Here is a 12,891-nt window from a genome sequence, read left to right as displayed (position 1 = left end):
GGCGGGGCGGGTGCCCCTGGTCGGTGATGCTCATGGCAGCTCCTTTGCTGTCTATGGTCTGGTGCGCCGGATCAGGCGCTGGGATTCGCTTCGGCGCGCTGGCGCAGGATCTCGACACGGCGGCCCGCCTCATCGGCGAGCACCGCCCGGCCTGCCCTGAGCGCGGCAACCGCGCGGTCGATCGGGAGGACGAGCACGCCATCCTCGTCGGCGACCACGTAGTCGCCGGTCGAGCAGATGGCGCCTCCGAGCGAGATGGTCTCGCCGACCCGCCCGGGGCCGGACTTGTAGGGGCCCGCCGGGGAGACTGCGACAGCCCAGACGGGTAGTCCGATCTCGGCGATGGCGGAGACGTCGCGCACTGCGCCGTCGACGATGATGCCGCGCACCCCCGCGTTGACCGCGCGCTCCGCGATGAGCTCGCCGAGCAGCGCACGCTCGGCGTACCCGCCACCCGCGATGACGAGCACCTCGCCGGGCCGGACCACCTTGAGCGCCTCGTGCAGGGCCCGGTTGTCGCCTGGGTTGACGAGCACGGTGCGTGCGCGTCCGGCGATCGGGCCGGAGGGCCAGATGGGCTTGATGCTCGAGTGCGCGAATCCGAGCCGGTCCCCGCCATCGCCGAGCGCCGCCGTCGGCACCGACTCGAGTTCCGCCGCGAAGTCGGGCTTCGCCTCGAAGGCGAGGTCGACGTGTCGGCGCCTGGCGCCTTCGGTGACGGGCCAGTTCCCCGGAAGCGCGCTCAGCAGCTCCAGGCTGTCGCCGAGCTCGTGGCTTCGCCGGTCTGCGTGGATGCGCGTGCCCTCGTCGAGACGCGTGACGGCGGCCTCTCCGTCGACCAGGGTCTCGACGATCTGGGCGCGCATCCACGCTTCCTCGCCAGCAGCACGGCCGGCGGACATGGCCTCGCTGATGAGCGCGCCGAGTCCCTTCATGTACACGCTGCGCAGGAGCTTGCGGCCGGATGCGTCCCCGATGGTGTCACTGACGACGTCCGCAGTGGCGCCGATGGAGCGCAGTACGTCGGCGGCCGAGTCCGCGTCGGGGCCGGAGAGGATGACGCGCACCTGCGCGCCGAACTTCTTCACCGAGCCGATCACGGCCCCGTCGACGACCTTGGCGCGTTCGCCGATCTCGTCGGCGACGGCCCGCTTCAGCTGCGGGGATCCGGCGTTGAGGTCGAGGAACACCGCGGTCGGCTCGAGGTGCGGTGCCGCGTCTCGCGCTGCCCCTGCGGCGTGGGCCGCCGTGGTGAGGCCGAGCACCGCGTCGGCGCCGGCGACCGCCTCGGCGATCGAGGTGGCGCTGGTCATTCCGGGGATCTCGACGCTCCTGGGGTCGAAGCCGACGACCTCCCAGGAGGCTTCGACGAACGCCTTCGCGTACATGCTTCCGGCTTCACCGAGGCCGAGGACAGCGATTCTCATGATCGACTCCGTTGTCATCAGGCAGAGTTTTCTATCACTCTGCGCAAGTTGATTTCGCGTAACGATAGCAGGCGTCCACGTTCGCGGCCAGGGACGGGACCAAGCAGGGTCTCGTTGCACCCGGTGGTACGTTGAGGAATCACCTGGCACGGAGGGGAAAACGCAGTGAGCGTTGAGCGCGTCAATCAAGGCCGGACGCTCGAACGAGCGCTCGACGTCATCGAGTGCGTCGAGGCATCACGGACGCCGCTGAAGCTGACGCAGATCTCCAAGGCCACCGGCCTGCACATCACGACCACGCAGCGCATCACCACGACCCTCGCGCGGCGCGGGTACCTCAACTCGACCGAGGCCGGCTACACGCTCGGTCCCGTCGTCCTCGCGCACGCGCACGCGTTCATGCTCCAGGATCGGCTCGCCTCCGTCTCGCATCCGGTGCTGCAGAACCTCACCGAAACGACCGGATTCACGTCGTCCGTCTACGTGCGCTCGGGCTGGTCGCGCATCCTCGTCGCGCGCGTCGAGCCACCCGAGTCGCTCCGCTACCGGTTCCCGATCGGGCAGCGCCTCGACCTCGACGTCGGTGGCGGCAAGGTGCTGCTCGCGGCCGTCGCACCGGAAGAACTCGACGAGTTCCTGAAGGACTACTCGGGGCTCGCACTCGCCAGCGGACGGCATCAGACCGCCGACTCGCTTCGATCTGAGCTCGCCGAAGCCGCGGCGACGGGCACCTACGAGAGCCATTCAGAGCGCTACCCGGGAACGGTGAGCCTCACCGCCGCCATCACGGACTCGCGCGGCACCGTCATCGGCGTCGTGAATCTCGTGACGACGGAAGAGACGATCAGCGAGGACGGGCTCGCGAGGTTCAGGTCCCGCGTCATCCAGGCAGCTCGCGTCATCGGCGAGCAGCTCTGACGGATCAGGCTCCCAGCGCCGGCCCTTCTCCCGGGTGCGCCAAGGCGTGCATCACTTGCCGAACAGGTCTCCGAGGCCGGGGATGTCGAAGCCGAAGTTGCCTGCCTGCTCCTCGACGCCGCCGAGGAACTGGTCGCCCGCGCCCGTGAGCTGGTCGCCGGCGCCCGCGAACTGGTCGCCGAATCCGCTGACCTGGTCGCCGAGCCCCGAGACGGCCTCACCGATCCCGCCGAACTCGCCGAGGTCGGCCGTGAGCCCCTCGAAGCCCTCGATCCCGGACGCGGCGATGCCGTCGAAGTCGATTCCGGATGCCATCGCGTCGCCGATCAGCGGAAGCGCGACGGAGCTGGCGACGGCACCGCCGACGACGCCGAGCGCGATGCCGCCGAGCGCACCAGCCCCGACACCCGCCGCAGCTGCACCGGCGACGCCCGCGCCACGGCCGAAGCGAGCGGACCCGCCACGACTCGAGCCGGGCGTGAAGTTGGAGCCACCGCGGGAGCCCGCGATGCGCTTGCCCGCCCCGAGCACCTTCGCCATGAACCCGGGTCGCTGCACCTCGCCGCGCGTCGCCGCCCGTGCCAGGTCGTCAGGGGAGCTCGACTGCGGGCGGTCGTACGGACCGGACTCCGCGCTCAGGCGCTCACGCACCTGGTCGCGCTGCTCCGGCGTGAGTCGCTGGAACGCCTCACGGTGCGCCTGCTCGAGCTGGTCAGGCGCCGCGGTCTTGAGGAGGTAGTCGTACTTCGCAATGGCCGCCTTGTCCGCGGCAGTCCCTGAGCTCGGATTAGAGGCCGGGCGCGAGCCATAGCTCGGAGCGCTCGGCGGCTGCTGCCCGTACCGTGGGCCGGAGTCGCGGCCGGTGTACTGGTCAGACTGCTGGTACTGGTCGCGCTGCTGGTGCTGGTCACGCTGCTGCGCGGCGTCCCGGGCGGGGTAGCCCTGCTGGCCGCGTGGCTGCTGCCCATCCCCCGTCACCTGATCGGCGACCTTGCGGACCATGTCCTTCCAGTCCCCGGAGCCGCTCTTGCCGCCCCGGTTGCCCCCGGAATTGCCGGAGTTGCCGAGGGCCTTCGAGGCCGCGCCGAGGATCTTGTTGAAGTCAACCATGCGCTTATCGTCACCTATTGATCTATGGAGAACGTATGGAGCGCGTGCGCGTCCGCTCAGAGCGTCTTCGGCAGCATCCGGCAGAGTCCGACAACCGACCTCTTCTGCCCGACGCCCGCAGGCCGTATCGTTCGCAGAGCGGCGCCCCCACGCCGCAGACCGGAGCATCATGCCTTCCTTCCTCCCCTCGAGCCACACGACCGCAGAACGGCCTGCGCCTGGCCGCCCGTCCCGCCGAGCACTGCTCTCGACCGCGGCCTGGACCACCCCTGTCTTCGCCGCCGCCCTGGCAACTCCCCTCGCCGCCGCATCCACGGCCCTCTCCACGATCGAAGGCAACTTCACGCCCTTCGACACCGAGCTGGCAGTCGGCCAGAGCACGGAGGCGGTCATCGCCTTCATCGAGACCTCCGGCGTCGACTACACGGGCACCGTGTCGATCCTCATCTCCCCCTCCCGCGAGACGGATACGGTGATCGCCACCCTCTCCGCGTTCGGCCCGATCACCACCGACCCGGAGACGACCGGACAATGGAGCTACGCGCAGGAGGGCACCAAGCTGCGCGTCACCTACTCGGGCTACATGGAGGGCTCCGTCGGCATCCGCGGCTACCTGCAGTCGGACACGAATTCCGGGATCACGGTCGACACCGGCGGACAGTACCTGCTCACGGAGACCAGCCACACCATCGAGGTCGAGTCGGCGAAAGCCGTCGCCGACAACGTGCAGACGGCGTGGACGATGACCTACGGCACTGACGGCATCGGCGCCCCCTGATCTGGTGCGGGTAGCGTGACGCCATGAAGTTCACCGTCGAACCTGCATCCGTCCCCCGCCGATGAGCACGCGTGCTGTGCAGGCCGGTGCGGCCGCGGAGGTGCTCGGCCCGTATCTGGAGCGGCTCCGCACCGAGCTCGAGATCCCGGCCGACTACCCAGCCGACGCGCGAGCCGAGGCCGAGGTAGCCGCAGCCCACGAGTTCGGCTCGGACTCCGGGCGACACGATCTCCGCGAGCTGCCGTTCGTGACCCTCGACCCTGTCGGCTCGCGTGACCTCGACCAGGCGTTCTTCCTTCGCCGCGTCGAGGCCACCGGCGAGGACGCTGACGGTTTCGAGGTGTTCTACGCGGTCGCGGACGTCGCATCCTTCGTCGAGCCCGGTGGGGCGCTGGACGCGGAGACGCACCGCCGCGCCCTCACCGTCTACGGGCCGGACGGCCGATTCGGCCTGCACCCGGCCGTGCTCAGCGAGGGCGCCGCGAGCCTGCTCCCCGGGGTCGATCGGCCCGCCGTCGTGTGGCGGATGCGTCTCGACAGCTCGGGCGCGCTGCTCGATGACATCGAGGTGCGTCGATCCATGGTGCGTTCCCGGGCGCAACTCGACTACCCCTCGGTTCAGGCACGGCTCGACGCCGGAACCGCCGACGAGCTGCTCGGGCTGCTGGCGGAGATCGGCCGGCTGCGCATCGACGCCCAGTTCGCGCGCGGCGGCGCGACGCTCGAGGTGCCCGACCAGGAGATCGAGCGCAGCGACGACGACAAGCGCTACCGGCTCGTGCTGCGTGAGCCGCTCGCCTGCGAGGAGTTCAACGCGCAGCTGTCGCTGCTCACGGGAATCGCAGCCGCGACCCTGCAGCGGCGCGCGGGAGTGGGCATCTGGCGCACCTTGGATCCCGCCCGCGACGAGGACGTCGAGCGCCTGCGTCGCGTCGCCGCCTCCCTCGGCTTCGACTGGGCACCGGACGTCTCGTACGCCCAGTTCGTCCGGACCATCGACGTGGCCCGGCCCGAGTACGCGGCGTTCGCGACCGAAGCCACCCGCCTGTTCCGCGGAGCCGGGTACGCGGCCTTCGGCACGCCCGAGCATCCGGACGTGCCGAGCGCCGCATCCCACAGCGCCATCGCCGCCGAGTACGCGCACGTGACCGCCCCGCTGCGGCGCCTCGTCGACCGCTACGGCACCGAGATCGCGCTGGCGTTCTGCGCCGGAGAACCCGTGCCGTCGTGGGTCGTGGATGCGCTCGAGGCACTGCCCGGCGAGATGGCCGAGGGCTCACGCCGTGCGAACGCGTACGAGCGGGCGGCGGTCGATCTGCTCGAGGCGGTCCTGCTCGCGCCCCGTGTCGGCGAGGAGCTCGACGGGATCGTCGTCGATTCGTCGCCCACCGGGGCCGCCGATGCGGGTCAGGCGAAGGCGACCGTGCTGTTGCGCGACCCCGCAGTGCGGGCGAGGGTCGTCGGCGGCGCCGCGGCCCTGGAGCTGGGCGCCGCCGTGAGAGTCCGCGTCGACTCGGCTGATCCGGAGAAGCGCGCCGTCACGCTGAGCGTCGCGTGATCCGCCCCTGCCGCCGAGTAGGGCGCTTTCAGCCCGTCGCGGGGGCCCAGGTGGGGCGAAAGTGACCCGCTTGAGCCGCGCGAGCTCGCCTGAACCGCGCGACGCCGCGCTGCCACCCCCGCCGCCGCCTCCAAGTAGGCCACCTTCAGCCCATCCCGGGAGCCCAAGTGGGACGAAAGTGGCCCATCTGGACCGGATGAGCCCGCCTGGCCTGCGCGAGCCCGCCGAACCGCGCAGCGCCGCGGGCGCCGCGCTACCGCCGCCAAGAAGGCCACTTTCAGCCCATCCCGGCAGCCCAACTGGGGCGAAAGTGGCCCGCCTGGCCCGCGCGACGCCGCTGCCGCCGCCGCCAAGTAGGCCACTTTCAGCCCATCCCGGCAGCCCGAGTGGGGCGAAAGTGACCCGCCTGAACCGCATGAGCCCGCCTGGCCTGCGCGAGCCCGCTGAACCGCGCAGCGCCGCGGGCGCCGCGCTGCCGCTGCCGCTGCCGCTGCCGCTGCCGCTGCCGCTGCCAAGAAGGCCACTTTCAGCCCATCTCGGGAGCCCAGGTGGGGCGAAAGTGGCCCATCTGAACCGCGTGAGCCCGCTCTACCTGCGCGACGCCGCGGCGCCGCCCCTTACACCGCTGCCGCTGCCGGCGCCGAGTAGGCCACTTTCATCCCGTTGCGGGGCCCGGGTGGGGCGACAGTGACCCGCTTGAGCCGCGTGAGCTTGCCGGATCCGCTTGAGCCCGGCTGAGCCGCATGAGCCCGCTTGAACCGCGCGACGCCGCGCCACGTATCCGCCGCCGCCGAGTAGGCCACTTTCTGCCCGCTCCGGGAGCCCGGGTGGGGCGAAAGTGACCTTCTTGCCGCAGATGCGTTGCCCGGCGGTGCGCAGGCGACGCGCGCAGAAGGCGCGGTCAGGAGAAGCCGACCAGGGCGAACCAATCAGGCCAAACCGGTCAGGACAGAGCTATCAGGACGAACCAATCAGGCCGAACGGAGCATCCACGACCTCGCCGGAGACGCCTTAGAGCGAGGTCCAGGTGAACGAGTAGCCGTTGCCGTTGCGGTGGCAGGCCTCGGTGATCTTGGTCCACGAGCTGATGTAGGTGCGCTGCACGGCCTGGCAGTCGGCGAGCGATCCGCCGGTCCAGTACGACTGCGTGGTGCCGGCGCTTGCTATCGCGGGTGCTGAGACGGCGATGCCGACGGCGAAGAGGGCTGCGGTGACGGTCGAGACGATGCGACGCATGTTGACTCCTTCGACAGGCCCGGCTGGTCCGGGGTGTCGGCGAGCGTAGTCCCGCGGATTGGGGCGGGCTGGTGGATTCGCGCTCCGAGATGGGACGGGGAGAACTCCCCTCCCCCGAATCAGCGGGCGAAGCGGCGCCGAGCTGGGCGTTTCCTTGGCGATCTCGCCGGGTCTTGGAGCAGAGAGTGCTATTGACCCGGAGGAGAAACAGGATCACCCGGACGATGTGAGCAGCTCAGCAGAGCCTGCCCCCACTCGCCGGTCGAGGAAGCGCCATGTCCGGATCCCGCTCGGCACCGCGGTCGGCCAAGGCGAAGTCATCTCGGGTCAAGACGAGCAGCCGTTCGCTCTCGCGGCGGCTCAGCTCGTGGAATCCCAGACGCTCCGCGAGCCTGAGCGATCCGGTGTTGCGCGAATGCACGACCGCGAGGACCATCCGGGCATGCACAGCCTCGAATGCGAACTGGATGACGGCCTCCGCCGCCTCCCGCGCGTATCCATTGCCCTGAGCATCGGGATGCAGCACCCACCCGATCTCGACGCTGCGCACTTCGCTGGCAACGGCCCGCAGCTGCAGGGAGATATCACCGATGAGCCGCCCCTCGAGTTCGACGGCCAGCGCCATGAAGTCCTCGGCCCTGCAGAGCCTCGTGGACTGCGTGCGGACACGGAGGTGGCGCAGTGCCTGGCCGCGACTCCTCGGTGGCCAGTTCAGGAACTCGCGAACTCGCGCTTCCTCGTGGAGGAGGAACCACTCCTCAGCGCTCGCCAGAGTGTGGGCGCGCAGAAGGAGACGTCGAGTCTCGAGCGTCGGAGCGGAGACCGCTTCGCCGATGCCTTTCCCCCGGAGTCGCCCCACGCTCGCCCTCAGGAAAGCGCGGAAGCTCATGCTTTCCCATCACCTGATCCCGTCTCCCTCTGCCGGAATGCCGACCGCCGGCCGACGAAGGTCAGCAGCAACGCCACCGCCCCGAGCAGCATCATGGCAGCGGGCAGGACAAGGCCATCGAAGACTTCGAGGAGCCCTGCGCCGAGAATGCCGGCGCCGAAGATCGCGAGATTGAACGCGACGGGAAGGAATGAGTTCGCGACGTCCGAATTCTCGCCCCCGGCTCGCGTGAGCGCGTTCTGCAGCTGCGGCGAAGCCCCTCCGAAGCTCACACCCCACAGCGCCGCCGCCGCCAGGAGCGCGACGGGCGAGCCCTGCCCTGCCAGCAGCACGACCGCAGCGACGATGAAGGCCAGCACGCTGAGGTGGAGCAGCAGGCTCGGATACCTATCGAGGAGCAGGCCGGTCACCGCCACGCCGAGTAGAGAAGCGATCCCGTAGGCGAGCAGCATCAGGTCCGGGGTTATCGCGGTGCCCGTCTCACGGAGGTAGGGCGCGACGTACGTGTAGATCGTGCTGTGCGCGAGCATCCAGACGAAGATCACCGCGAGCACGACGGGGACCCCTCGCAGGCGGAGCACCCGCGCCATGGGCAGGCCCGCGAGCGCGGGACGGCCTGGCGCGTCCGGGACGACAAGGACAACCGCTATGGCGACCAGTGCTGCGAGCGCGGAGAGACCGGCGAACGACCATCTCCAGTCGGACACGGCTCCGATCCAAGCCCCAAGTGGCGTCCCGAACGCGAACCCGAGGGGCGCGCCGATCGCGACGATCGCGATCGCGGCCCCCAGCCGCGAGGGCGGACTGATTCGCACGGCGTAGGGCGCGAGCATCCCCCAGATCACTCCAGAGAATGCCCCGGCGATGAACCTCGTGACGAGTGACAGCGCGATGTCAGACGAGAACGCGGTCACGGTGTTGGCCGCAACCAACCCCGCGATGCTGACGAGCAGCAGGGGCTTTCGACGGAGGCGGCGCGTTAGCGAGATGGCGGGAATCGTGACGATGACCGTGCCAAGTGCGTAGGCGCTGACGAAGAGCCCCACGGTGCCCTCCGCGGCTTTCAGCCCGTCGGCGATCTCCGGCAGAAGACCGGCGGGCATGGTCTCCATCGCGACCAGGATGAATCCCATGAGTGCGAGGACGATGAGCGGTGCGAGGCGCAGCTGCGGAGCCCTCGCGCCTCCAGTGGACGCCGGCGCTTCGGATGTGCGCGATGAGGGTGAGGTCATTCGGCGGACACCGTTCCAGTCGCAGGCACAGCAGCACGCACTGCCTCGACGTCTTCGAACGTGCCGATCGGGATGATCCCGGGGAAGTGACCGACGGAGTCGTAGTAGAGGACGAGCCCCTCATTGGGTGCGTAGTAGCCGATCGTCCCCGCTTCGGCGGCGCTTCCGGACGGCATGCCCTCGAGGGAGAGCGCCCTGGGGAGGGTCGCGATCTTCTCCTGACCGCCGAAGTCCTCGAACGACAGCTCGAGGGGCAGCTGCGTGAGGAGATCGGCGGAGGTCGCGGACTGGTTCAGCACGCCGCGGACGGTGACGTCCCCCATGCTGATCGTGATGTTCGTCGTGGTGGGCATCAGGTCTTCGCCCTCCGTTTCGCTCGCCGCCGATGGTGGTGTCGAGCTCGTGGCGCCAGTAGCGTGCGGTGCCGCCTCGCTCGCGCTCTCTCCGGAGGCATCCACACCCGTGCAGCCCGCCAGCAGGAGTCCTGCCGCGAGCAGGCCCGCGGCGGCAGCGCGCACCTTCCCTGCGCAGTCGATTGCGATGCTGCTCATGTTGTCCTCTCCGAGGGAGCGGTCGTCGTCCCTGTGTCGTCCAGCAGTCAACGCCTCACGTGAGGTGGGAGGGAGAGTCCCGCTAAAGGGGTTCCAGCAGAGGCACCCCAGAAGGCGGACACTGGTCGTACCGTGGATCCATGGACAACCGGGGCGAAGTGCGAGCATTCATCAGCTCCCGCAGAGGCAGGCTGACCCCAGAGCAGGCGGGGATCGATCCGGGCACGACCCGACGGCGTGTGACCGGCCTCCGACGGGATGAGGTGGCACGGCTCGCGGGGGTGAGCGTGGAGTACTACACCCGCGTGGACCGGGGCAACCTGACGGGTGTCTCTGAGAACGTGCTCGATGCTGTGGCTCGGGCGCTGCAGCTCACCCAGGCGGAGCACGACCATCTGAGGGATCTCGCTCGGACGGCCAACCTGGGCGCGAAGGTCCGCTCTCCCAAGCCGCGGGCGTCCGGGCTGCGCCCGACCGCGCAGCATCTGCTCGACTCGATCACGGGCGGTGCCGCGATCATCGGGAACAGCCGCATGGATATCGTGGCCGCGAACGAGCTCGGCTTCGCGCTCTATTCGGAGATGTACCGGGGCACTGCGCGGCCCGCGAACCACTCCCGATTCATCTTCCTCGACCCTCGTGCGCGCGACTTCTACCCTGACTGGGAGCGGGCAGCCAACGTCAACGTCGAGATCCTCCGGCGAGAGGCCGGCCGTTCGCCGTTCGACAAGCAGCTCACGGACCTGGTCGGAGAGCTGTCTGTGCGCAGCGACGAGTTCCGCATCCGATGGGCAGCCCACGATGTCCGCCGACATTACTCCGGCGCGAAGCACTTCCGACACTCGGCGGTCGGCGCGCTCGAGCTGGTGTACCACGCAATGGACCTCGAAGACGACCCCGGCCACACCATGACGGTCTACACCCCCGTGCCAGGCAGCTCTTCCGAGGAAGGCCTGCGTCTGCTCTCGTCCTGGGCCGCCACGGAGAACATCGCGGCCATCGCCCGCGAAGGAACGGCGCGGAGCATCGCGCAGGCTGACCGCGCTGACGCCTAGCAGCGTCGCGCAGGTCGAGGGCTACCTGCCGGGTCCGTCGAGCTCCGACTACGATCGATCGCGTGCATTTCTCGAGCTCCCCCAAGCAGGCAGGCGCCGTCACGCAGTCGAGGTCGATCCGATGAGGCTCGCCGTCATCGGTGCCGGCCAGATCGTCGCAGACTTCCTGCCGCACGTCGTGAACGTACCCGGGCTGGAGCTGGCGGCGATCTACGGTCGCCCGCCGCGTCTCCAGCACCTGGAGGAGCTGCAGGAGCGGTTCGGCATCGAGCGCGTCTTCACCGACCTCGACGAGTGCCTCGCCGACCCGAGCGTCGACACGGTCTGGGTCGCCGTCCCGAACTCGCTGCACTTCGAGGTGTCGCGCAAGGCGCTCGAGGCGGGGAAGCACGTCATCTGCGAGAAGCCGTTCGTGCTCCAAGAACGGGAGCTGCAGGAGCTGCGCAGACTCGCGACGGCGCGTGACCTGATCCTGATCGAGGCGATCACGACGCAGTACCTCGCGAACTACCGGTGGATCAAGGAGCATCTCGACCTCGTCGGCAGGATCAAGGTCGTCCAGTCGGACTACTCCCAGTACTCGTCCCGCTACGACGCCTTCCGCGAGGGCACAGTGCTGCCGGCGTTCGACCCCGCGCAGGGCGGCGGTGCGCTCATGGACCTCGGCATCTACGCCATCCACTTCGTCGTGGGGTTGCTCGGCCGGCCGAAGCGGGTCAGCTACACCGCGAACGTGCAGCGCGGCGTCGACACGTCCGGCGTCCTGATCCTCGACTACGGCGAGACCACGGCGGTCTGCGTGTGCGCGAAGGACTCGGATGGCCCCATCCGCAGCAAGATCCAGGGAGAGGACGGGTGGATCGTGGCCGACGGCTCCCCGAACGTCCTGCCATCGCTGAGCTACGCGACCCGCGGCGGCGAGGCCGAGCAGATCGACCTCACGAAGTACCCGCACCGCATGGTGGAGGAGTTCCGCGAGTTCGAGCGCATCATCCGCGAACACGACACCAACGAACGCGACCGGCGCCTCGACCACAGCGCCGACGTGCTCTCCGTCCTGACCATCGCCCGAGAGGGGCTCGCATGACCACACCACTCATCCTCGTCGCGAACGCAGGCGAAGGCTCGATCTCGGTCTTCCGCTTCGACGGCGCCGCCCTCGAGCGGACCTCGGTCGCAACGGATCTGCAGGGATGCTCGAACTTCGTCGTCGACGCCAGCCGCGACCTCGTCTACGCCGCGGTGAAGGGCAGCCCCGCGGCGATCGTCACGTTGCGCCTCGACCGCGAGGCGGGCGAGCTCACCCCGATCTCGCGTCGCGAGACGCCCCGCGGCGGTCTGAACTACGTCGCGCTCACACGGGACGGATCCGCGCTGCTCGGCGCGGCCTACTCCGCCAGCTACGGCCTCATCGCGCCGATCGACGAGGGCACGGTCGGCGAGCCGACGACGATCGTGGAGCATCTGCACCTGCACTCCGTCGTGGCGAGCAAGGACGGCCGTTTCGCGTACTTCGTGTCGCTCGGCGACGATCTCGTCGGGCAGTACGCCATCACCGATGACCTCGAGCTCGAGGCGCTCCACCCGGTGGGTGCGACCGCGCCGACCGGCAGCGGCCCGCGCCACATCGTGCTCAACGGTGCCCAGACGCAGGCCTACGTGATCACCGAGTTCAGCGGCGAGGTGCTGCGCTTCGAACGCGACACGAGCACCGGTGTGCTCTCGCTCCTCGATTCGGCGAGCTACGCGGACGCGCTGCAGGGCCTGCAGCGCGGAACCCTCGGCGCGAATCCGCTGGAGCCCCGCTCGATCTGGGGTGCCGACGTGCACTGGGGCGCGGATGAGCGGTTCCTGTGGACCTCGGAGCGCACGACGAGCACCCTCGCGCCGCTCGAGGTCGCCGAGGACGGCTCCCTCGAGGATGCGCGGTCGTTCACCGTCACCCAGCAGCATCCCCGCGGGTTCGCGCTCAGCCCCGACGGCCGCTTCCTCGTCGCCGCAGGCGAGGGTGGGGCGCAGGTGTCGCTCTACGAAGTGCGCGGCGACCACCTCGCCGAGTTGCAGCAGGTCGAGACCGGCGCCGGCGCGAACTGGGTGCGCTGGGCCTGAGGCCGGGGTCGGCTGTTAGCGTCGTGCC

12 protein-coding genes are annotated in these 12,891 nt (G+C 69.7%); 6 read left to right on the top strand and 6 right to left on the bottom strand.

Annotated features, from left to right (window positions below; genetic code table 11):
- Positions 1-71 precede the first annotated feature (71 nt).
- Complete coding sequence (locus tag C5E05_RS14875; protein WP_181059654.1) at positions 72-1,427, bottom strand: NAD(P)-binding domain-containing protein; 1,356 nt, start codon at positions 1,425-1,427, stop codon at positions 72-74.
- Between the two features lie 165 nt (positions 1,428-1,592).
- Here C5E05_RS14875 and C5E05_RS14870 point away from each other — a divergent pair, with 165 nt between their 5' ends.
- Entirely contained in the window at positions 1,593-2,345 is a 753-nt protein-coding gene (locus tag C5E05_RS14870; protein ID WP_219819551.1) for an IclR family transcriptional regulator, read from the top strand.
- A gap of 51 nt (positions 2,346-2,396) precedes the next feature.
- On the opposite strand, the gene C5E05_RS14865 is transcribed toward C5E05_RS14870, so the two are convergent.
- The gene (locus C5E05_RS14865) at positions 2,397-3,455 is read right to left on the bottom strand and encodes a hypothetical protein (protein WP_181059652.1); all 1,059 of its coding nucleotides are present in this window, start codon (positions 3,453-3,455) and stop codon (positions 2,397-2,399) included.
- A gap of 169 nt (positions 3,456-3,624) precedes the next feature.
- On the opposite strand from C5E05_RS14865, the gene C5E05_RS14860 reads away from it, so the two are divergent.
- Complete coding sequence (locus C5E05_RS14860; protein ID WP_104297956.1) at positions 3,625-4,233, top strand: hypothetical protein; 609 nt, start codon at positions 3,625-3,627, stop codon at positions 4,231-4,233.
- A gap of 61 nt (positions 4,234-4,294) precedes the next feature.
- Positions 4,295-5,791 carry an RNB domain-containing ribonuclease gene (locus tag C5E05_RS14855; RefSeq protein ID WP_104342372.1) on the top strand — a complete coding sequence of 499 codons (1,497 nt, stop codon included), beginning with the start codon at positions 4,295-4,297 and terminating at the stop codon, positions 5,789-5,791.
- A gap of 1,011 nt (positions 5,792-6,802) precedes the next feature.
- Here C5E05_RS14855 and C5E05_RS14850 read toward each other — a convergent pair.
- The 4 genes from C5E05_RS14850 to C5E05_RS14835 form a co-directional block, all read right to left on the bottom strand.
- On the bottom strand, positions 6,803-7,027 hold the full coding sequence (locus tag C5E05_RS14850; RefSeq protein WP_104244826.1) for a hypothetical protein: 225 nt from the start codon (positions 7,025-7,027) through the stop codon (positions 6,803-6,805).
- A gap of 235 nt (positions 7,028-7,262) precedes the next feature.
- Positions 7,263-7,916 (bottom strand): GNAT family N-acetyltransferase, encoded by a 654-nt coding sequence (locus tag C5E05_RS14845; protein ID WP_104342371.1) that lies wholly within the window; start codon positions 7,914-7,916, stop codon positions 7,263-7,265.
- Entirely contained in the window at positions 7,913-9,148 is a 1,236-nt protein-coding gene (locus tag C5E05_RS14840; RefSeq protein WP_181059635.1) for an MFS transporter, read from the bottom strand. Before C5E05_RS14840 ends, C5E05_RS14845 begins: the two co-directional genes overlap by 4 nt.
- The gene (locus tag C5E05_RS14835) at positions 9,145-9,699 is read right to left on the bottom strand and encodes a cyclophilin-like fold protein (RefSeq protein ID WP_104305681.1); all 555 of its coding nucleotides are present in this window, start codon (positions 9,697-9,699) and stop codon (positions 9,145-9,147) included. Before C5E05_RS14835 ends, C5E05_RS14840 begins: the two co-directional genes overlap by 4 nt.
- Before the next feature lie 140 nt (positions 9,700-9,839).
- On the opposite strand from C5E05_RS14835, the gene C5E05_RS14830 reads away from it, so the two are divergent.
- The 3 genes from C5E05_RS14830 to C5E05_RS14820 all read left to right on the top strand — a co-directional run bounded on the left by C5E05_RS14830 (position 9,840) and on the right by C5E05_RS14820 (position 12,863).
- Positions 9,840-10,754, top strand: a complete 915-nt coding sequence (locus C5E05_RS14830) for a helix-turn-helix transcriptional regulator (RefSeq protein WP_104342370.1) — start codon at positions 9,840-9,842, stop codon at positions 10,752-10,754.
- A gap of 121 nt (positions 10,755-10,875) precedes the next feature.
- The gene (locus C5E05_RS14825) at positions 10,876-11,841 is read left to right on the top strand and encodes a Gfo/Idh/MocA family protein (protein ID WP_104342369.1); all 966 of its coding nucleotides are present in this window, start codon (positions 10,876-10,878) and stop codon (positions 11,839-11,841) included.
- Positions 11,838-12,863, top strand: a complete 1,026-nt coding sequence (locus C5E05_RS14820; RefSeq protein ID WP_104342368.1) for a beta-propeller fold lactonase family protein — start codon at positions 11,838-11,840, stop codon at positions 12,861-12,863. The genes C5E05_RS14825 and C5E05_RS14820 overlap by 4 nt, the downstream gene beginning before the upstream one ends.
- The last annotated feature ends 28 nt before the right edge of the window (positions 12,864-12,891 follow it).

Origin of the sequence: Pseudoclavibacter sp. AY1H1, assembly GCF_002931055.1 — a bacterium.
Taxonomy (GTDB): Bacteria; Actinomycetota; Actinomycetes; order Actinomycetales; family Microbacteriaceae; genus Pseudoclavibacter.
This window is presented reverse-complemented; position numbering and strand designations above follow the sequence as displayed.

Coding starts and splice junctions, on each gene's coding strand:
- C5E05_RS14830 (WP_104342370.1), top strand. CDS start 9,840: ATGGACAACCGGGGCGAAGTGCGAGCATTCATCAGCTCCCGCAGAGGC.
- C5E05_RS14840 (WP_181059635.1), bottom strand. CDS start 9,148: ATGACCTCACCCTCATCGCGCACATCCGAAGCGCCGGCGTCCACTGGA.
- C5E05_RS14835 (WP_104305681.1), bottom strand. CDS start 9,699: ATGAGCAGCATCGCAATCGACTGCGCAGGGAAGGTGCGCGCTGCCGCC.
- C5E05_RS14820 (WP_104342368.1), top strand. CDS start 11,838: ATGACCACACCACTCATCCTCGTCGCGAACGCAGGCGAAGGCTCGATC.
- C5E05_RS14875 (WP_181059654.1), bottom strand. CDS start 1,427: ATGAGAATCGCTGTCCTCGGCCTCGGTGAAGCCGGAAGCATGTACGCG.
- C5E05_RS14850 (WP_104244826.1), bottom strand. CDS start 7,027: ATGCGTCGCATCGTCTCGACCGTCACCGCAGCCCTCTTCGCCGTCGGC.
- C5E05_RS14825 (WP_104342369.1), top strand. CDS start 10,876: ATGAGGCTCGCCGTCATCGGTGCCGGCCAGATCGTCGCAGACTTCCTG.
- C5E05_RS14845 (WP_104342371.1), bottom strand. CDS start 7,916: ATGAGCTTCCGCGCTTTCCTGAGGGCGAGCGTGGGGCGACTCCGGGGG.
- C5E05_RS14855 (WP_104342372.1), top strand. CDS start 4,295: ATGAGCACGCGTGCTGTGCAGGCCGGTGCGGCCGCGGAGGTGCTCGGC.
- C5E05_RS14860 (WP_104297956.1), top strand. CDS start 3,625: ATGCCTTCCTTCCTCCCCTCGAGCCACACGACCGCAGAACGGCCTGCG.
- C5E05_RS14865 (WP_181059652.1), bottom strand. CDS start 3,455: ATGGTTGACTTCAACAAGATCCTCGGCGCGGCCTCGAAGGCCCTCGGC.